The sequence below is a fragment of the Sphingobium sp. UBA5915 genome, assembly GCF_002431195.1.
GTDB lineage: Bacteria > Pseudomonadota > Alphaproteobacteria > Sphingomonadales > Sphingomonadaceae > Sphingobium > Sphingobium soli.
On record NZ_DJDV01000057.1, the window covers coordinates 104,662 to 122,519 of the forward strand.

The 17,858-nt window shown below is 63.7% G+C and carries 17 protein-coding genes; 5 read left to right on the forward strand and 12 right to left on the reverse strand.

Translation table 11 applies throughout. The features are described 5' to 3' along the window. On the reverse strand, positions 1 to 1,504 hold a 1,504-nt coding region (gene acnA, locus B2V90_RS09595; protein WP_293920991.1), incomplete at its 3' end, for an aconitate hydratase AcnA. 289 nt (positions 1,505 to 1,793) lie between these two features. On the opposite strand from acnA, the gene B2V90_RS09600 reads away from it, so the two are divergent. Beyond that, the gene (locus B2V90_RS09600; protein WP_293920993.1) at positions 1,794 to 2,024 is read left to right on the forward strand and encodes a hypothetical protein; all 231 of its coding nucleotides are present in this window, start codon (positions 1,794 to 1,796) and stop codon (positions 2,022 to 2,024) included. Here the strand turns inward: B2V90_RS09600 and B2V90_RS09605 are convergent, their stop codons facing one another. The 3 genes from B2V90_RS09605 to B2V90_RS09615 all read right to left on the reverse strand — a co-directional run bounded on the left by B2V90_RS09605 (position 2,025) and on the right by B2V90_RS09615 (position 4,308). Further along, positions 2,025 to 3,827 (reverse strand): DUF885 domain-containing protein, encoded by a 1,803-nt coding sequence (locus B2V90_RS09605; RefSeq protein ID WP_414711596.1) that lies wholly within the window; start codon positions 3,825 to 3,827, stop codon positions 2,025 to 2,027. 86 nt (positions 3,828 to 3,913) lie between these two features. Continuing rightward, the gene (locus B2V90_RS09610) at positions 3,914 to 4,117 is read right to left on the reverse strand and encodes a DUF5818 domain-containing protein (protein WP_228222174.1); all 204 of its coding nucleotides are present in this window, start codon (positions 4,115 to 4,117) and stop codon (positions 3,914 to 3,916) included. Between the two features lie 5 nt (positions 4,118 to 4,122). Then, positions 4,123 to 4,308 carry a DUF1328 domain-containing protein gene (locus B2V90_RS09615; protein ID WP_009821964.1) on the reverse strand — a complete coding sequence of 62 codons (186 nt, stop codon included), beginning with the start codon at positions 4,306 to 4,308 and terminating at the stop codon, positions 4,123 to 4,125. 195 nt (positions 4,309 to 4,503) lie between these two features. Here B2V90_RS09615 and B2V90_RS09620 point away from each other — a divergent pair, with 195 nt between their 5' ends. Beyond that, positions 4,504 to 4,947 (forward strand): PA2169 family four-helix-bundle protein, encoded by a 444-nt coding sequence (locus B2V90_RS09620; protein ID WP_228222173.1) that lies wholly within the window; start codon positions 4,504 to 4,506, stop codon positions 4,945 to 4,947. Between the two features lie 3 nt (positions 4,948 to 4,950). Here B2V90_RS09620 and B2V90_RS09625 read toward each other — a convergent pair whose 3' ends face one another. Beyond that, positions 4,951 to 5,961, reverse strand: coding sequence for a 2-hydroxyacid dehydrogenase (locus B2V90_RS09625; RefSeq protein WP_228222172.1), 1,011 nt, complete (start codon positions 5,959 to 5,961; stop codon positions 4,951 to 4,953). Between the two features lie 134 nt (positions 5,962 to 6,095). Between B2V90_RS09625 and B2V90_RS09630 the strand changes: the two genes are divergently transcribed. Beyond that, a complete protein-coding gene (locus B2V90_RS09630) occupies positions 6,096 to 6,554 on the forward strand; it encodes an SH3 domain-containing protein (protein WP_228222220.1) in 459 nt (152 codons plus the stop codon). A 56-nt stretch (positions 6,555 to 6,610) separates the two neighbouring features. On the opposite strand, the gene B2V90_RS09635 is transcribed toward B2V90_RS09630, so the two are convergent. Genes B2V90_RS09635 through B2V90_RS09645 form a run of 3 tightly spaced genes read right to left on the reverse strand, consistent with a single transcriptional unit; the run spans position 6,611 to position 11,119 of the window. Continuing rightward, positions 6,611 to 7,939, reverse strand: coding sequence for an amidohydrolase family protein (locus B2V90_RS09635; RefSeq protein WP_228222171.1), 1,329 nt, complete (start codon positions 7,937 to 7,939; stop codon positions 6,611 to 6,613). Then, on the reverse strand, positions 7,936 to 9,342 hold the full coding sequence (locus B2V90_RS09640; protein ID WP_228222170.1) for an amidohydrolase: 1,407 nt from the start codon (positions 9,340 to 9,342) through the stop codon (positions 7,936 to 7,938). The genes B2V90_RS09635 and B2V90_RS09640 overlap by 4 nt, the downstream gene beginning before the upstream one ends. Then, positions 9,329 to 11,119: a peptide MFS transporter gene (locus tag B2V90_RS09645; protein ID WP_228222169.1), complete on the reverse strand. Its 1,791-nt coding sequence runs from the start codon at positions 11,117 to 11,119 to the stop codon at positions 9,329 to 9,331. Before B2V90_RS09645 ends, B2V90_RS09640 begins: the two co-directional genes overlap by 14 nt. Positions 11,120 to 11,236: 117 nt before the next feature. On the opposite strand from B2V90_RS09645, the gene B2V90_RS09650 reads away from it, so the two are divergent. Both B2V90_RS09650 and B2V90_RS09655 read left to right on the forward strand, forming a co-directional pair. After that, a complete protein-coding gene (locus B2V90_RS09650) occupies positions 11,237 to 11,815 on the forward strand; it encodes a nitroreductase family protein (RefSeq protein WP_228222219.1) in 579 nt (192 codons plus the stop codon). Between the two features lie 71 nt (positions 11,816 to 11,886). Continuing rightward, a complete protein-coding gene (locus B2V90_RS09655) occupies positions 11,887 to 12,231 on the forward strand; it encodes a GntR family transcriptional regulator (protein WP_228222168.1) in 345 nt (114 codons plus the stop codon). 6 nt (positions 12,232 to 12,237) lie between these two features. On the opposite strand, the gene B2V90_RS09660 is transcribed toward B2V90_RS09655, so the two are convergent. The 4 genes from B2V90_RS09660 to B2V90_RS09675 form a co-directional block, all read right to left on the reverse strand. Then, positions 12,238 to 14,265 (reverse strand): tetratricopeptide repeat protein, encoded by a 2,028-nt coding sequence (locus B2V90_RS09660; RefSeq protein WP_228222167.1) that lies wholly within the window; start codon positions 14,263 to 14,265, stop codon positions 12,238 to 12,240. Between the two features lie 3 nt (positions 14,266 to 14,268). Further along, positions 14,269 to 15,615, reverse strand: coding sequence for a PEP-CTERM-box response regulator transcription factor (gene prsR, locus B2V90_RS09665; RefSeq protein WP_228222166.1), 1,347 nt, complete (start codon positions 15,613 to 15,615; stop codon positions 14,269 to 14,271). Next, on the reverse strand, positions 15,615 to 17,684 hold the full coding sequence (gene prsK / locus B2V90_RS09670) for an XrtA/PEP-CTERM system histidine kinase PrsK (protein ID WP_228222165.1): 2,070 nt from the start codon (positions 17,682 to 17,684) through the stop codon (positions 15,615 to 15,617). Before prsK ends, prsR begins: the two co-directional genes overlap by 1 nt. A gap of 9 nt (positions 17,685 to 17,693) precedes the next feature. Further along, a partial coding sequence (locus tag B2V90_RS09675) for a sugar transferase (protein ID WP_293921048.1) occupies positions 17,694 to 17,858 on the reverse strand: 165 nt, incomplete at its 5' end.

Sequence of the window (17,858 nt, forward strand, 5' to 3'; positions counted from 1 at the left end):
TGGTGCAGCCATAGCCGACCAGATTGAACCCGATGGCGTCGAGATGCGACTGAAGGCCGGCCTTTTCCAAATAGTCCGTCACCACCTGGCTGCCGGGCGCGAGCGAGGTCTTGACCCAGGGCTTGGGCTTGAGGCCCAGCTCGTTCGCCTTCTTGGCGACCAGGCCAGCCGCGACCAGAACGCCGGGGTTCGACGTATTGGTGCAGCTGGTGATCGCGGCGATGGTGACGTCGCCGTCGCCAATGTCGAAATCCTTGCCCTCGACCGGCACGCGCTGCTGCGCTTTCTTGTAGGTCTTTTCCATGTCGGCGTTGAACACGTCATCGACTTCGGGCAGCGACACGCGGTCCTGCGGACGCTTGGGACCGGCAAGGCTGGGGACGACCGTCGACAGGTCAAGCTCCAGCGTATCGGTGAACACCGGCTCGACCGCCGGGTCGATCCAGAAGCCCTGCTCCTTGGCATAGGCTTCGACCAGCGCGATATTCTCTTCGGTGCGGCCGGTCAGGCGCATATAGTCCAGCGTCTTGTCGTCGATGCCGAAGAAGCCGCAGGTCGCGCCATATTCGGGCGCCATATTGGCGAGCGTCGCGCGGTCGGCGAGCGACAGCGTGGCGAGGCCCGGACCGAAATATTCGACGAAGCGGCCAACGACGCCGCGCGCGCGCAGCATCTGGGTGCAGGTAAGGACGAGGTCGGTCGCGGTGACGCCCTCGTTCAATGTGCCGGTAAATTTGAAACCGACGACTTCAGGGATCAGCATCGAGACGGGCTGACCCAGCATCGCGGCTTCCGCCTCGATACCGCCCACGCCCCAGCCCAGCACGCCAAGGCCGTTCACCATGGTGGTGTGGCTGTCTGTGCCGACGCACGTGTCGGGATAGGCGACAGTGACGCCGTCAGGCCCTTCGCTCGACCAGACGGCCTGCGCGATATTTTCCAGGTTCACCTGGTGGCAGATGCCGGTGCCGGGGGGCACGGCGTAGAAATTGGCGAGGCTCTTGCTGCCCCATTTCAGGAAGTCGTAGCGCTCCATGTTGCGCTGATATTCGATTTCTACATTCTGCTCGAACGCCTGGGGCGTGCCGAATTCGTCAACCATGACCGAGTGGTCGATGACGAGGTGGACGGGAACCTGCGGATTGATCTTGGCTGCGTCGGCGCCCAGCGCCGTCATCGCGTCGCGCATCGCGGCAAGGTCGACGACGCAGGGGACGCCGGTAAAATCCTGCATCAGCACGCGCGCCGGGCGATACTGGATTTCGCGCTGCGCCTGGCCGCGATCCTTCTGCCAGTCAACGATCGCCTGAATGTCGTCGGTGGTGACGGTGACGCCGTCTTCGAAGCGCAGGAGATTTTCGAGCAGCACCTTCATCGAGAAAGGCAGGCGCGAAACGTCTCCAAGCTTTGCAGCGGCCTTCTTGAAGGAATAATAGGCAATGTCCTTGCCGCCGACATTCATCATGTCGCGGGTGCCCAGCGTGTCCTGTCCGATGGCGGTCATAAGATGTGCGTCTCCTCGCGTGGCGCTCCGCCAGAGGATGACGCGATTCCACCAGAACCTCGCCGGACAGCGAACGGACTGGACGGCGAAGGTCAGGGATGCGCCCCAACCGGTGGTCGAAGCAGGTATGTCCCGATGGTGCAGCGCCATACAGAATGGGGCGGCAGTGTCAAATGGACAAAATCGCCGAATATCCCGCCTGTTCGCGATTTCCCCTGCTAACGATTCGCAAGAGGAAACAAGGTCCCTGGGCGGCGTTTGGATTTGGATCAACAGGGGACCCCCATTCATGCCGATACCCTTGCCCAGCTGCGTGAACGACGCCGCAGGCCATATGCGCGCCTATCGCCCCGGTCGGGCGATGCCCTGCCCTTCCTGTGGGGAAAGCCAATGGCTGGTGGGCCGGGTCATGGCGCAATGCGCCTGCTGCGAAGCCGCCCTGCCGATCGACGCCGCCTATCGCGGCTGGTCCGGCGCTGGCACCGCCTTCCGGCCATTGGAACGGCTGCCGACCGCCTGATCAGGCCTCTCGCGCCCTTTCGGCGGCGATCCAGGCGTCAATCTGGCTTTCCAGCACGGTCAGGGGCACCGCGCCCTGCGCCAGCACCGCGTCGTGAAAACGGCGCAGGTCGAAATTCTTCCCCAGGGCTTTTTCCGCCCTGACGCGCAACTCGCGTATCTTGATCTCGCCCAGCTTGTACCCAAGCGCCTGACCCGGCCAGCTGATATAGCGGTTCACTTCGGCATCGATATTGGCGTCCGACAGAGCGCTGTTCGTCTTCATGAACGCTACGGCGCGCGCCTTGTCCCATCCCTTGGCGTGGATGCCGGTATCGACCACGAGGCGACAGGCGCGCCACATCTCATAGGACAGGCGACCCATCATCTTTTCAGGCGTGTCATACAGGCCCATCTCTTCACCCAGATATTCGGTGTAGAGCGCCCAGCCTTCGACATAGGCGGTGAAGCCGGCAAGATATTTGCGGAATGGCGGCAACGGCAATTCCTGTTGCAGCGCGATCTGATTATGATGGCCCGGCACCGCCTCATGCGCAGTCAGCGCCGGCACCTCCCAGAAAGGACGCTGATCCAGCTTGGACGTGTTGACCCAATAGGTGCCCGAAATGCCCGATTCCGGTGCGCCCGGTCCATAATAGGCCGTGGTGGTCCCTTCCGCTTCGGCGGCCGGAATAGGCTTGAGGCCATAGGGCAGGCGCGGCAGCGTACCGAAATAGCGCGGCAGCAGTCCATCGATCGTCTTGGCCTGCCGCGCCGCGACGCGCAGCAATTCTTCCGGCGTCTTGGCATAATAGGACGGATCGGTGCGCAAATGAGCGATGTATGCCGCGCGATTGGGATAGCCCGCCTGGGCGGCGATATCGTCCATGCGCCGGCCGATCCGGGCGACTTCGTCCAGACCGATCTGGTGGATTTGATCGGGCGTCAGGTCAGTCGTGGTATGCGCCCTCACGCGACTGGCATACCAGGCCGCGCCGCCCGGCAGCGACGAGGCGCTGTCGCTCTTGCGGCAATGGGGCAGATAGTCCGCAACGAACAGGTCATGCCATTTGCGATATTCCGGCGTCAGCACGTCGCGGATGAGCGTCACCGCGCGGGCTTGCATCGCGGCCCAGTCGGCATCGCTGACGTCGCGCGGCCTGGGGCGCTTGAAAGGTTCGTAAAAGCGCGTGTCCTGCGGCTTTCCCTCCACGATGCCGCTGATCGTGCCGGCATAATTTTGAAGGACGGAACAGGGTTGAACATAGCCACCGGCGATGGCCTGCCGCGTGATGTCGAGCGCATCTGCATTTTGCTTCGGGTAAAGTGCCAGCCGCTTAAGATAGCTGTCATAATCCGCGCGATTATAGAAAGGCAGGCCATCAGCCATGCCGGAAAATCCCTGATGCCAGCCATAATAGGTGGTGAACAGCATCAGCCGTTCTGCCTGATGGCCATCGCTGGCGATGTCGTCGCGCAGCATCCAGAGCAGGACATTGCGGTTGACGCGGTCCGCCGCGCTCAATTCCGCTTCGGGCACCGCCTCCAACCGGCTGACGAATTGCCGTTCGGCCTTTATCTGCGCATCGCGCGCCGCCAGCGACATGTCGTAGATGCGATCGTCATAGCTACGCACGCCCCGCGCGGTCGCTTCGACGGGATGGACCGACAGATACCAGTTCCAGTGATCGTCGAGAATGCGGGCAAGCTGGGCCTGCGCCGTCGATGTCCGGGTGGGGGTGGCCGCAGGTTCCTGCGCCTGGACGGCGATGGGAATGGCGGCAAGGCAGAAGGGAGCAATGGCGGTATAGAGGATTTTGCGCATGGCAGCGATGGTGCCCGCCGGCATGCGCATTTGGCAAGACCGATTATGTCCGAAGGCTTAGGCCGACATGACCTTGCGCCAGGCGATTATGCAGGGGCTACGCCTTCTGCCTCGACAACGTCCTCGCCGATATGAATGCCGCGCACACGGACCTGCTTTTCAACTAAGTCGACCGGAACCCTCAAAAGTACCAGCCGGTAGCTGCCGCCGTCGTCCCGGCGAAGCAGGAAGCCGGCCGCGTCGCGCACCAGCCTCCCGGTTTCGTCGATAGTGGCGCCGACCGCCATCATGATGCTTAATCGATGGCGTCTTTGACGCCCTTGCCGGCCAGAATGCCGAGGACCAGGAAGACGACAAACACCGCCAGTGCGATGAAGAACAGGATTTTGGCAATGCCGACGAAAGTGCCGGCTGCGCCGCCAAAGCCGAGCAAAGCCAGCACGGCTGCAATGACCAGCGAAATGATCGCGAGCTTGATCATGAGTAAGATCCTCAAATCCGATAGAAAGATATTTCTCCAACCCCCGACTAGCCGGCTTGTTCCACCTGCGTAGCGGATAGTTTGACATGCCTAATGCCATATTAAGGTTGAATATCATGAGGTTGGTTGAACCGGCGGCAGCTTGGAACCGTTTTGGAGGCAGATTGCCCGACGGCCCATAGGAAGGAGACGGTTATGCACAATCATACCATCAGCAAGCTGGATGACCTCATCACCACGCTGATCGACAGCGTGAAGGGATATGAGCATAGCGCGGAAAAGGCGAAATCCGCGCCATTTGAAACCCTGTTTGGCGATCTGGCCGCCGAACGGCGGGCAGCGGTCGGACTGCTGCAGGAACGCAGCCGCCAGCTTGGCGGCAAGCCCAATGAATTCGGGTCCGCCGCAGGCACGGTCCACCGGTGGATCGAGGATATCCATGTCGCCTTGGGTGGCGGCGACAAGGCGATCATCCAGGCGATCGACCGCGGCGAGGATTATCTCAGCGAAGAATTCGCGCGTGTATTGAAAGACGATGCCATCGACGCGGAAACGCTGGCCGTCGTTCGCCGCGCGCATGATTCCGTGCGCCACGGGCTGACGATGGTCGATCAGTTGAAGCAGCAGGTCGTCGCCTGACGGTCAGACCCAGCCTTCCAGCACCTGGTTCGGTGGCCTGTGCCCGTCGACCCAGGTGCGGATATTGGCGATGACCCGCGCACCCGTGGCATGGCGCCCCTCGATCGTGGCCGACCCCATGTGCGGCAGCAGCACGACATTGGAAAGGGCCAGCAGGCGCGGGTCGACCGCAGGTTCATGGGCATAGACGTCCAGCCCCGCGCCGGCGATGCGGCTTTCTTCCAGCGCGTCGATCAGCGCGCCCTCGTCCATGATTTCCGCGCGGGACGTGTTGATGACATAGGCGTGGGACCGCAGGAGGCCGATCCGCCGCGCGTCCACCAGCTCGCGGCTGTCCGCATTGAGCGGGCAGTGGATCGACAGGATATCACTGTCCGTCAGCAGTGCGTCCAGATCACCCTGCCATCGCGCCTCAAGGTCCTGCTCGACCTCGAAGGGCAAGCGATGGCGGTTATGATAGGCGATGGACAGGCCAAAGGCGCGCGCCCGCCGCGCCACGGCGCGGCCAATGCGGCCCATGCCGATGATGCCCAGCGTCTTGCCGCCGATCCGGTGGCCCAGCATGCCTGATGGGCTCCACCCCTGCCACGCGCCGGAGCGCACCAGCTTTTCGCCCTCGGCCAAGCGGCGCGGTACCGACAGGATCAGCGCCATCGTCATATCGGCGGTATCTTCGGTCAGCACGCCGGGTGTGTTGGTGACGATGATGCCCTTTTCCCGGGCGGCGACGAGGTCGATATGGTCGACACCGCTGCCAAAGCTGGCGATCATGCGCAGCGTGTCGGGCGCTCCGCCGATCAAGTCCGCGTCGATCTGATCGGTGATGGTCGGCACCAGTACGTCGCAATCGGCCATGGCACGGGCCATCGCCGTCCGATCCATCGGCGCGTCGGCGACATTGAAGCTGGCGTCGAACAATTGCGCCATGCGCGCTTCCACATCGGGCGGCAGGCGGCGCGTAACGATCACGCGCGGCTTGGCGGGACGCGGCGGAGTCTTGCGCGGTTCAACCATGAAGGTGGCGCTATTGCGCGACAAGGTGCGGGTCAAGCGGATAAGCCAGGTCTGGCGAGGAAAGACTGTCGCGGCGACGATCGACGGGCTATGGGTCGGCCATGGGTGACAGGATTTCGAAACTTTACACGGCCATGGCCGTCGGCGGCGCAGTTCTTCTGGTCCTTGCGGCAAGTTCTGCCAACGCTGCGCCCGGCAAGAAGACACCTTATTGGGCATCGCTGTCGCATGACGAGGCGCGTATGCGGGTCGGCCCCAGCCTGGATTACCCGTCCAACTGGGTCTATCGCCGCCGCGACCTGCCGGTGAAGGTGGTGCAGGTCCTTGGCCTGTGGCGCAAGGTGCAGGACCCAGACGGCGCGCAGGGGTGGATGCACGTCCGCCTGCTGAGCGACACGCCCACCGCCATCGTCCGGTCGGCCATCGCGCCGCTGCATGGATCGCCGAGCGACGGATCAGCGACGTTGTTCCGCGCCGAACGCGGCGTTGTGGGTCGCATATCCGATTGTTCAGGCGGCTGGTGCGCCTTCGACGTCAAGGGTCGGCGCGGCTATGTAAAGGCCAGCGACATCTGGGGCGCTATCAACGGATGAGGCCATAGCCCTGGCCCCAAAGCTGGGAGCGGGACCAAAGCCCCGCCCCCCGGCCATTACCATTCATAGGCTTTGGGCAGGCTGCCTTCGTCCGGCGTTGCATAACGATCGCGCAAGCGGGTCTGGCGATCCGTCATCGGCTGCGCAACGCCGTCGATCCAGACGGCCACAGGCGCGGACGTCATTTCGAGTGGATCGCCGTCCCAGATCACCACGTCGCCCGCCTTGCCCGGCTGAAGCGAACCCAGCCGATCGCCCAGCCCCATTGCCTCGGCCGGGGCCAGCGTGATCGTGCGCAGCGCCTGCCCCCAGGTCAGCCCGGTCGCGCCCGGCACCTTGGTCAGCGCGACCATATTACCCGCCTGCTGGTTGGCGACCCGCAGTTGCAATGCATCGTCCCCGGTCAGCATACCCATCGATACCGAAACGCCCGCCTGCACCATCCGACCAACATTGCTCTGCGTCGCGGCGAGCTTTTCGAAGGCGGAAGGCAAGTCTTCAAGCCCTGCGGTGATGACGGGCACCTTGGCGGCTGCGATTTGCGGCGCCACCATCCAGCCTTCGGTCGCCCCGGCCAGGATCAGGCGCAGCGCGGGAAAATCCTGCCGTAACGCCAATACGGCCAGGATATCGCGCGCGCTTTCGGCGTGAACCATCAGCGGCATCGCCCCGGTGACAACCGGCACCAGCGCCTCGGCATCGACGCGGTTCAACAGCGAGTCCCTGGAATTGCCGTCATAGGCCGCCGGCGCCTTGGCATAGTCCTGCGCCTGCCGCAGCATCATCTTGAACGTCAGGATCATCGCCGCGCGGCTGCCGCCCGCCTCGGCCGCGCCGGCTTCGCCCATTTCGACATATTCGAAGGCGCGGCCCTTGGTGACCGGACTCATGTCCGCGCCCAGATCGATGACCGCGCCCTGCCCGGCAAATATGCCGCTGGAGGCCGCGGGGGCTACGACCGCGCGGGTCACGCCGCCATTGCGGCTGATCGCGATCGGGTTGGCGAGCGGATTGATCGCGGGAGCGACATCGATCGCGGCGGAAAAGGGCGAATTGGCGCTGATATCGTTGGTTTCGCGCACGGCTGGCACTTCGGCCAGGCCGACCCGTGAAAAGCCCGATACCAGGCCCGGTGTCACCCATTTGCCCGACGCATCGACGATTTTCGCGCCGGGGGGCACCGCAATGCCAGCGCCGGCGGCGACGATCTTGCCCGCGTCGATGACGACCGTGCCGTTCTGGACAGGTTCGGACCCGTCGCCGATCGCCAGCGTCGCGCCGGTGATGGCGATCGGCTGGGCAAGCGCGGGGACAGCCGCGACCATCGCGATCAGCGCCGCGCCCAGGCGTCCCGCGTTGGCGCGAAGGGAAAAGCTCTTCGTCATTTCACGTCTCCCGCGCCGATCTGGCCCAGTTCGAAATCACTCACCGGCCGGCGCTTGGGGTCGAAGGCATCGTAAAGCAGCGCGCCGTCGATCCACACCTTTTCCGGCCGGGTATAGGTACTGAACGGGTTGCCATTCCACAGCACGACGTCGGCCATCTTGCCGACCTTGAGGCTGCCGGTGCGATCGGCGATGCCCATCGCCCGCGCCGGGTTGATGGCAAGCCAGGTCCAGGCGACCTCGTCGCTGATGTCGATGCCCATGCGGCGCCCCGCGCCCAGCGCCTTGGCCGCTTCCTGGTTGAGCCGCTGGATACCGTCCTGGTCGTCGCTATGAACGATGGCGCAGGCGCCGGCCTTGTGGACCAGCGGGATATTCTCCTTGATCCCGTCATAGGCCTCCATCTTGAAGCCATACCAGTCGCCCCACAGGGCCGAGCAGATGCCATTGTCGCGGAGCAGGTCCGCGATCTTGTAGCTTTCGACGGCATGGTGAAATGTCGACACCTTGTAGCCGAATTCCTTGCTCATATCGATGACATTGGCCATCTCGTCGGCGCGATAGCAGTGGTTATGGACCATGATCTTGCCCTCCAGCACATCGGCCAGAGTTTCCATGCCCAAGTCACGGGTCTGATCCTTGCCGGCGGCGCGCTTCTGCTGATACTCGCGCGCCTTGATCCAGGTCTGGCGGTTGACCGCCATATTGCCCATGCGGGTGCTGGGTTCGCGGCCCTTGCTGCCATAGACCCGCTTGGGATTTTCGCCGCACGCCATTTTCAGGCCCTGCGGCGCACCTGGAAACTTCATTCCCTGCATAGTGCGCGCGGGCACATTCTTGAGCGTCACGCTGCGGCCGCCAAACAGGTTGGCCGAACCGGGCAGAATCTGAAGCGTCGTCACGCCGCCATTGGCGAGCGCGCGGGAAAAGCCGGGGTCTTGCGGCCAGACGCTATGTTCGGCCCAGACATGCGGGGTGACGGGCGACGTCGCCTCATTGCCGTCGGACAATGCCTCGACGCCGGGAGAGGGATAATCGCCCAGATGGCTGTGAATATCGATGACGCCCGGGGTCACATATTTGCCCTGCGCGTCGATCACCACCACGTCCGCGGGGATCGGCGTGTCCGGTCCGCCGATGGCCGTAACCTTACCGTCGGACAGGAAGACCACGCCATTATCGATGCGTCCGCCCTCCCCGTCAAAGACGGTCGCACCGCGCAGCACCGTCGGCCGACCGCCATAAGGACGATAGGTCGAAGGATAAGGATTTTCGGGCTCCGCCGACGCCCCCTGCGAGGCGGGCCGTTCATCCTTGTCCTTGCGCGCGGCCAGCGGGGTTGCGCTGCTGGCCAGCAGGACAGCCGCGACCGTCAGTGAAACACCCCTGTTACTGAACGCCATGCATCCACCTCTTGATCGGAAAAGCGAGGACAAAAAGAAGGACGCCCAAGCCGATCGACGCAAGGCCGATCGCGCGGAAGACATCCACATAGGTTTGCAGGCTGACGGCAAGGTTGGTGACCTGGCCGCCCACCGTTTCGACGCTGGCGACCTGCGCGATCATGCCGCCTACATATTGAGCGACCGAAATCGACATGAACCACACGCCCATCATCAGGCCGACGATGCGCACGATCGACAATTTGGTGATCATCGACAGGCCGACCGGCGAAATGCACAGTTCCGCCATCGAATGGATGAGGTAGAGCAGGGCCAGCCACCAGATCGAAACCTTGAAATCCGCGCCGGCAAAGGCGCTGCCCCACACCAGCACCAGAAAGCCCAGGCCCACGCCGACAAGCGCGATAGCGAACTTGACCGGGATGGACGGCTCCAGCCCCCGGCGGCCCAGCGCGTTCCAGCCGATGCTGAAAAGGGGCGCCAGCGTCACGATGAAGAAGGCGTTGAAAAACTGGGTCTGGCCCGCCGACAGGGTGAACAGACCGAAGACCGAAAGGTCGGTGTTTCGATCGGCAAACAGCGTCAGGGAGGACCCCGCCTGTTCGAACAAGGTCCAGAACACGACGTTGAAGACGATCATGACCATCGCCGCCAGCATCATCTGAAATTCGGCCTTGCTGCCCGCGCGCCAGGACCAGATGAGGATGGCGGGTACGGCCACAAGGAAAGTCACGAACAGCAATTTCCCAAGGATCGGCAGCGCCATCAGATAACCGATGATGCCCGTGCCCGCCTGCGCCTGTGCGGCGTCCATCACATTGACGAACAGGAACCACATCACCGGCACCGCTGCGATCGACAGGGCGTAGATCAGCAGATCCTTGCGAGGGTTCGCCCCTTCCGGGCGTTCGCCATAGCCGCCGAGTTTTCCGCCATCGAACTGGATAAGCGCCCAGGAACAGAGCATGCCGATGGCCGCCAGCAGGAAGCCCGCCCACCAGCCGACCGACGTCGCCAGCCAGGGGCAAAGTATCTGAGAAAACAGGCTGCCCAGATTAATGCCCATATAGAAGATGGTGAACCCTGCGTCGCGGCGACGGTCGCCGACTGCATAAAGCTCACCCACGATGGTGGAGATATTGGGCTTGAAGAAGCCATTGCCGACGACGATGGCCGACAGCGCGATCAGCATCAGCATGGTGAAGAAGGGGCTGCGTTCTCCGCCGGCGACGAAGGCGCCCTTTTCGACCTTGCGCTCGACAGCGCCGGCGTCGTTCAGCAGATCGACCGAGCCATCCTCATGCCCGCGAATGGCAAGGCGCCTGTCACCCTCGATCAGATATTGCTGGCGCACATCGCCTTGCTTAGCAACTTGCACTTCATAGCGTTGCCCATCGACAAGGGCATAGGGCTTAGCCGCCTCCCCGCCGAAACACAGTGTGAAATAGCCGATCGCCATGATGATCGCGCCGAACTTCACCGACCGTTTCGACCCCAGATACCGGTCCGCTATGAAGCCGCCGATGAACGGGGTGAGATAGACCAGCGACATATAGGCGCCATACGTCCCGCTGGCGCTGGTATCGGAAAAGAGGAAATGGTCGGTCAGGTAGAGGACCAGCAAGGCCCGCATGCCGTAGAAACCGAATCGCTCCCACATTTCGGTGGTGAACAATCTGGCAAGCTGACGTGGATGGCCGAACCAAGATGCGTCGGCGTCGTTGATATGTTCGGCCGCCTGTGCCGCCCGGTTGGGGTCGGCGGGTGAAATGGCCATGGCGCGGTGCTCCCCGATCTTCTAGGGGAGGTCCGCCTCCCCGCTTCGCTCGCGCGAGACTAGCAGCAGAATTGCGTGAGTGAAGAACAATATTACAACCGCATGAAGGATGGCCCGATGTTCAACGACCGTTCCACGCCACTTTCCCTGCTCCAGACCCGCCGATCGGGCAAACCGCGCGACTTGGCTGCGCCGGGGCCAAATGACGCGGAACTAAGGCAGATATTGGAGGTGGCGCTGCGCACGCCCGATCATGGCAAGCTTGCCCCCTGGCGTTTCGTCATCGTGCCGCAGGACAAGCGCGGCGCGCTGGCGGACCTTCTGGAACGCGCCTATCGCGCCGAAAAGCCTGACGCTGGCCGCCTCGAAATCGAGTCCATGCACCAGTTTGCGCATCAGGCGCCCACGCTGGTGGTCGCCCTGTCCTCCCCCGTGCCGGGCAGCAAGATTCCCGTCTGGGAGCAGCAATTGTCGGCGGGGGCGGCGATCATGAACCTGCTCCATGCCACCCATGCGCTGGGCTATGCGGGCGGATGGCTGACCGGTTGGCCCAGCTTCAACGACGATGTGCGCAATGCGTTTGGACGCGATGGTGAAGCAATCGCCGGATTCGTTTTCATAGGCACCCCCGCCAAACCGCTGGAGGAGCGGCCTCGGCCAGAATATAACGCTATCGTATCGTTCTGGGACCGATAATTACAAATCTTTACGATCCGGAAATCGTCTCTGACTTGACCCCATTAGCTGTATTATGGCAGTGAAGCAGTATGGCCGAAGACTCAAAGCCCGTCTATCTCCGCCTTCGCGAGATCATCGCTGCGTCCATATTGGATGGAGAATTTACCGACGGAGATTTGCTGCCATCGGTTCGTGCCTTTGCCGCGGCGCAGGGTGCAAATCCGCTCACTGTCGCCAAGGCCTATCAAAGTTTTCAGGATGACGGGCTGGTCGTGGTAAAGCGTGGTGTCGGCATGTTCGTCGCCGCCGGGGCCACGCGCCGCCTGCGCGAAGCGGAGCGGGAACGGTTTCTGGAGACGATATGGCCGCCGGTCGCTGCCCAGATGCGCCGCCTGGGCCTTCGCATCGAAGATATGGATCTGGCGCAGGTCTGATCGATATTACAGGGCTTTGAGCGCCTCCAGCGCCTCCTGCCGATTGCCGAAATCACGGACGGATGCAGCGCGGTTGAGCGCCAGTCTCGCGTCCCCCTTGCGCCCCGCCGCTGCATAGGCCTGCCCCAGATGCATTTGCAGCGCCGGTACAGAGGGCGCGAGCGCCACCGCCTTTTCCAGCAGATCAACGGCCGCTGGCCCCTTGGCATCGGTGCGCAGCAACACCCAGCCCAGCATGTCCGCCGTCGCTGGATTGCCCGGCATCAGCGCATAGCCATGTCGGGCATAAGCCAAGGCGGCGCTTTCCTTTCGCTGTTCCAACGAGACGCGCGCCAGATCCGTCATCAGCAGCGCGTCATTGTCGCCAATCTGCGCGCGTAGCGCCTGAAGCAGCCGCTCCGCGCCGCGCCAGTCCTGCCGTCCAACGGCATAGCCAGCCGCCACTCGAAGCATATCGCGATCCATCGGGTGCTGGCGCAGGAAAAGCTGGGCCACCTGCTCCGCGCGCGCTCCATTGCCGGTCGCTTGCAGGGCACTGACCAGACGAAGGGCCGCATCGCGATCGAAGCGGATATTGGCCCCGGCCTCATAAGCGCGCACCGCCGCCTGTCCCTGTCCGTTCGCCTGCAACAGGTCGCCCAAAATCAGCCAGGCCGCCGGCGCGCCGGGGTTGGCCCGGTTCAACAATCGCGCCCGGTCCAGCGCTTCCTCCTTGCGTCCCATGGTCAGGAGCGCGCGTATATAAGAGATATTGTCGCGCGCGGTGCCTGGGTCGGCAGGCGGAGCGCCGTTCGACAAAGCCGTTGCGAAGACCGAAGCCGCAGGCCGCACAGGCCAGGCCGCCCGCGCCAGCATATCGTCGGCCATCGCGCGGTCGCCAAGCGCTTCCTGAACCCGGGCGGCAAGGGTCAGGACATAGGGGTCGGCATCTTGCTGCTCGACCATCGGCGCCAGCGTCGCGGCGGCCGACATCTGGTCGCCATTGTCCGCATAGGCCCGCGCCAGCAATGTGCGCGCGGGCCGGTTCCAGGGTTGGGCGTCGACCAGAGGCGCCAATGTCTGCACCGCCAGCAGAGGATTGCCGTCCTGAAGATGCAAGACCCCGCGCAACAACTGGGTCGCGGGTTCCCCGTCCAGCCGCCCGCCCGTGCGTTCCAGCAATTTGCGCGCCAGGTCGTCCTGACCGGCGCGCGCGGCCATGACCGCCTGCATCATCCACGCGCGGGCATTGCCCGGATCGAGCGCCAGGATGCGGCGCGTCATCGCCAGCATGCGCGACGCCTGGCCTGCATCGGCGAGCGTGGCGGCATATTGCTCAAGCACCGGTACGGAATCGGGGTCGACCGACATCGCGCGATCAAACCAGGGAAGCGCGGCGACCAAGCCATATTGCGTTCGGGTAAGTTCAGCACGCAGGCCCAGCGCAGGCGCGCTTTTGGCATTCAGGGCCACCGCCTGGTCGGCCGCGGCAATAGCCCCGGCCTGATCGCCGGTCGCCATGCGCAGGCGCCCCACCTCCACCCAGGTTTCGGAATCGCGAGCGTCCATCGCCAGCGCTTGCTCCAGGGCCCTCCCGGCTGCGCGCACATCTCCCAGCGCCAGCGTGGCGCGGGCGACGACATGCGCGGCGGCAAGGGCCTGGTCTTCGGGCAGATCGGCCGCGCGCGCTTCGGCAAGAGCGCCTGCAAAATCGCCCTGGAGAAACAGCGCCTGCGCCATCACGGCGCGCGTGGCGTCCGGCGCCTGACCAAGCGATCGGGCGCGCTCGACCTCCGCCTGCGCGCCGGCCCCGTCGCCCAGTTCGGCCAGCGCCCGCGCCTGCGCCGCGCGAGCAATGGCGGAGCGCGGATTTCCCTTGATGGCGTTCATCAGTTCGACCCGCGCTGTGCGCACATCGTCCCGATCGAGCGCAGACAGGCCGCGCGCCAGGGCAGCGCTGCCGTCCTTTTCATGCGCGCGCCATTGCCACAGTCCAGCCAGGGCCATGGCGGCGGCGATCAGCCCGACGATCAGGAAAAGACGAGAACGGCGCATCGGTCAGCCCTGCATGTGATAATGTTTGAGCAAGTCATAAAGTGTCGGCCGGCTGATCCCCAACATTCGCGCCGCACCCGATATATTGCCGTCCGTGCGCGCCATCGCATGGCGGATCGCGCGCCGGTCCGCCATTTCGCGCGCCAGCTTCAGATTGATGATATCCGCGCCCCCTCCGGCCTCCGGGTCCAGATCGAGATCAGCAGCCGTGATCAATTTGCCTTCGGCCAAGATCATCGCGCGCTTCACTCTGTTTTCCAGTTCGCGCACATTGCCCGGCCAGGACCAAGCGTCCAGCGCAGCCAGCGCATCGGGCGCCAGCCCCTTGACCTGCGGATTGAGGTCGTCGGCCAAGCGATTGAGAAAATGGCGCGCCAAAAGAGCGGGATCGCCCGGCCGGTCCTTGAGCGCAGGTATGCGCACCACGACCTCTGCGAGACGATAGTAGAGGTCTTCCCGGAACGTCCCCGCAGCCGTCATGGCACCAAGGTCGCGATGGCTGGCGCACAGGATCCGTATATCGGCTCCATTCACGGCTTTCCCATCGGCGTTGCCCCTCTGTTTGAGGAACAGCAGCAATTGCGCCTGGAGCGAAAGGTCCATGTCGGCGACCTCGTCGAGGAACAACGTGCCGCCTCGCGCCGCATTGATCCTGCCGCCCGCATCAGACGCATCCCCCGGATCACGACCAAACAATTCCGCCTCCAGCATCGCGGAGGACAGCGCCGCGCAATTGACGGTGACGAACGGGCCGTCCCGTCGCTGGCTGGCATCATGCAGGGCCTCCGCCAGCATCCCCTTGCCGGTTCCACTCCCCCCAGCCAGGAGGACAAAGACATCGGTCGGGGCAACCCGCTCTATCGTCCGCGCGACCTTGGTCATTTCCGGTGCCGCCGTGATGACCCGGCCCAGCACCTGCTTGTCCCGGGGCGCCGCCTCCACCAGGCGCGCATTGTCGCGTTCCAGCGCCTGGACGTGGAAGGCCCGGCGCACGATCAGCCCCAGTTCATGGATGTCGACCGGCTTCTGATAGAAATCATAGGCACCGCCCGCGATCGCTTCCAGCGCGCTTTCCCGTTCGCCATGGCCGGATGCGACGATGATCTTGGTATCCGGCTTGATGCGCAGCATGTCGGCCAGCGTCGCAAATCCTTCGCTGGTGCCGTCAGGGTCAGGCGGCAATCCCAGGTCCAGCGTCACGACATCGGGCGCTTCAGCGCGCAGCATGTCGATCGCTTCTTCCCGATCGCCGGCTATGAACACGCGATAGGCGTCATAGGCCCAACGCAACTGCCGTTGCAGGCCGGGATCATCCTCCACGATCAGCAATTTGGGCCGGGTGTCGCTCATCAGGCCGCCTGCTCGCCCTGCGCTGGCAAGACGCTTGCCGACGCCAGCGGCAGGAACAGGGTGAACCGGCTGCCAAGGCCCGGCTTGCTCTCCACCATCACCCGCCCACCCATGGATTGCGCCAATGCACGCGCCTCAAACGCGCCCAGACCGAACCCGCCGGCCTTGTTGGACGCAAAGGGCTTGAACAAGTCGCGCCGGACGAATTCGGGGCTCATCCCGCGTCCCTGGTCGATGACTTCCACCATCGCCATCCCGTCCTCGCGCCCGAGGCGGATGACAACCGGCCGATCCGGCGGGCTGGCGTCGATGGCGTTCTGGACCAGATGCATGATGATCTGTTCGACACGCGCCGGGTCGGCCATGACGGCAGGAGCATCCCCCTCGACCCGGACGGCATGCTGGCGCGCGCGCGTCTGGGCCACACGGGCAAGCAGGGGTTGCAACCCGATGGCCCGCGGTTCCTGAGCTGCCGCCTTATTATGTTGCGATAGCCGAGCCAGCATGTCGTTCATCCGACCCACCGATTCCTTCAGGGTCAAAATCATGTCGGCCCGAAAATCGGGATTATCTGCATGGCGCTCCGCATTATGGGTCAACAGCGACAACTGGCTGACCAGATTTTTCACGTCATGCAGGATGAAGGCGAAGCGGCGGTTGAATTCATCGAAGCGCTGGGCGTCGGCCAGAGCCTGCTGTCCCTGTGCTTCGCTGATATGGCTGGCGGCTTGCCTGCCGGCCGCGCGCAGCATGTCGAAATCTTCCCAATCGACCCGCCTGTCAACCGGAGGGCGGGCCAGCACAATGGCCCCGATCAGGCGGCCATAATGAATAAGGGGCGCCACGGCCCAGGCATGGCGATCCTGCGCCAACCATTGTGATGGCGCCGCCCGCTTGTCCACGCTGCCAAGATCGATGATGTGCCCCTGCTCCAGCCGCAGAACCATGTCCGTGGGAATGGCGGCGATATCCGCGCCATCATCCGGCCAGTTCCACTGCGTTTCGAAGTTCAGACCGCCTCCTTCATCGCGCAGCAGCAAAATCGCAGCAGGCGACTGGGTGATGTCGGCAACCGCTTTAGCGACGCGCTGGCCAAGCGGCGCGGAGGCTTCGCCCGGTCGGCCGATAGTCTCGCCAAAGCGCATCCATTCCATGCGATAATCATAGCGATGCTGGAAAAAATGCTTGGCGACCTGAATGTGCCAAAAGGCCTGGAGCCGCGGCGAGGGTAAAAGCACGAGCGCCGAAACCGCCGCGAAGAATACCGCGCCGATTTCGACAAGGCGCGCATAGGGGCCGGCGATCATCTCGATCAGAACGGCGACGGCCATGATCAGCACGACATAGAGACCGATGGCGAAAACCGACACGGACTGCATCGTCAGGGTGCGCGACACCTGCACCCGTCCGCTCAGATCCTTGCGCAGGCCGATCGCGATGACGGACGCCACCACCGCCATGAGCAATCCACGCAATGCAAACAGCGCGTCCGCGCGCTGCGGCGCGACATAGCCAATCAGGTACAGGGCGAAATCATAGCCCCACATCGCCGCCAAAGCGCCGAGCAACAGGCTCATGCCTCCGCGATCCTCGACCGGGCAAACACTGTATAACTGGTGCAGCAACAGCAGACTGCCGATCGCCGTCATCATGCGCAGCACCAGGGTGGTGGCGATCAACGCGTCCTGAACGTCGCCGGAAAGCGCAAATTGACGCCAGGACAAATCGGTAAAGGTCTGGAGCAGGATCAAGCCGGCAACTGCGACATAGACGGCAACGACACCGCCCTTTGGGCCCTGCCGGCCCGCCCAGGCCCGCCGCAAGAGGACGAACATTACGAGCAACCAGCCGGCGTTGCGGATATTCTCGCCCAGGCCAGAGAGGGGCTTTGCAACGCTACCGAACGAAATATAGAGCGCCCAGCCCGACGTCAGCAGCAGGGCGGCGGCCAGGCTTCTGATTTCCGCCGCACTATCGCGGCGCCTGAGGAGGAAGATGCCGAGCGCGGCAAACAACATGGCCGCCAAGGCATGGCCCCAGTCCCCGATGATTTGCAGCAGGACCGACATGACCGGACGTCAGCGCGCGCCATCGGGCCAAAGCACGACGCGCACCGTCTGTAACAGGATCAACAGGTCCAGGAAGGGCGTGTAATTCTTGGCATAATAAAGATCATATTCCAGCTTGTGCCGGGAGTCTTCGATCGATGCGCCATAAGGATAGTTGATCTGCGCCCAGCCGGT

Coding starts and splice junctions, on each gene's coding strand:
- B2V90_RS09600 (WP_293920993.1), top strand. CDS start 1,794: ATGCCGATACCCTTGCCCAGCTGCGTGAACGACGCCGCAGGCCATATG.
- B2V90_RS09605 (WP_414711596.1), bottom strand. CDS start 3,827: ATGCGCAAAATCCTCTATACCGCCATTGCTCCCTTCTGCCTTGCCGCC.
- B2V90_RS09610 (WP_228222174.1), bottom strand. CDS start 4,117: ATGATGGCGGTCGGCGCCACTATCGACGAAACCGGGAGGCTGGTGCGC.
- B2V90_RS09615 (WP_009821964.1), bottom strand. CDS start 4,308: ATGATCAAGCTCGCGATCATTTCGCTGGTCATTGCAGCCGTGCTGGCT.
- B2V90_RS09620 (WP_228222173.1), top strand. CDS start 4,504: ATGCACAATCATACCATCAGCAAGCTGGATGACCTCATCACCACGCTG.
- B2V90_RS09625 (WP_228222172.1), bottom strand. CDS start 5,961: ATGGTTGAACCGCGCAAGACTCCGCCGCGTCCCGCCAAGCCGCGCGTG.
- B2V90_RS09630 (WP_228222220.1), top strand. CDS start 6,096: ATGGCCGTCGGCGGCGCAGTTCTTCTGGTCCTTGCGGCAAGTTCTGCC.
- B2V90_RS09635 (WP_228222171.1), bottom strand. CDS start 7,939: ATGACGAAGAGCTTTTCCCTTCGCGCCAACGCGGGACGCCTGGGCGCG.
- B2V90_RS09640 (WP_228222170.1), bottom strand. CDS start 9,342: ATGGCGTTCAGTAACAGGGGTGTTTCACTGACGGTCGCGGCTGTCCTG.
- B2V90_RS09645 (WP_228222169.1), bottom strand. CDS start 11,119: ATGGCCATTTCACCCGCCGACCCCAACCGGGCGGCACAGGCGGCCGAA.
- B2V90_RS09650 (WP_228222219.1), top strand. CDS start 11,237: ATGTTCAACGACCGTTCCACGCCACTTTCCCTGCTCCAGACCCGCCGA.
- B2V90_RS09655 (WP_228222168.1), top strand. CDS start 11,887: ATGGCCGAAGACTCAAAGCCCGTCTATCTCCGCCTTCGCGAGATCATC.
- B2V90_RS09660 (WP_228222167.1), bottom strand. CDS start 14,265: ATGCGCCGTTCTCGTCTTTTCCTGATCGTCGGGCTGATCGCCGCCGCC.
- prsR (WP_228222166.1), bottom strand. CDS start 15,615: ATGAGCGACACCCGGCCCAAATTGCTGATCGTGGAGGATGATCCCGGC.
- prsK (WP_228222165.1), bottom strand. CDS start 17,684: ATGTCGGTCCTGCTGCAAATCATCGGGGACTGGGGCCATGCCTTGGCG.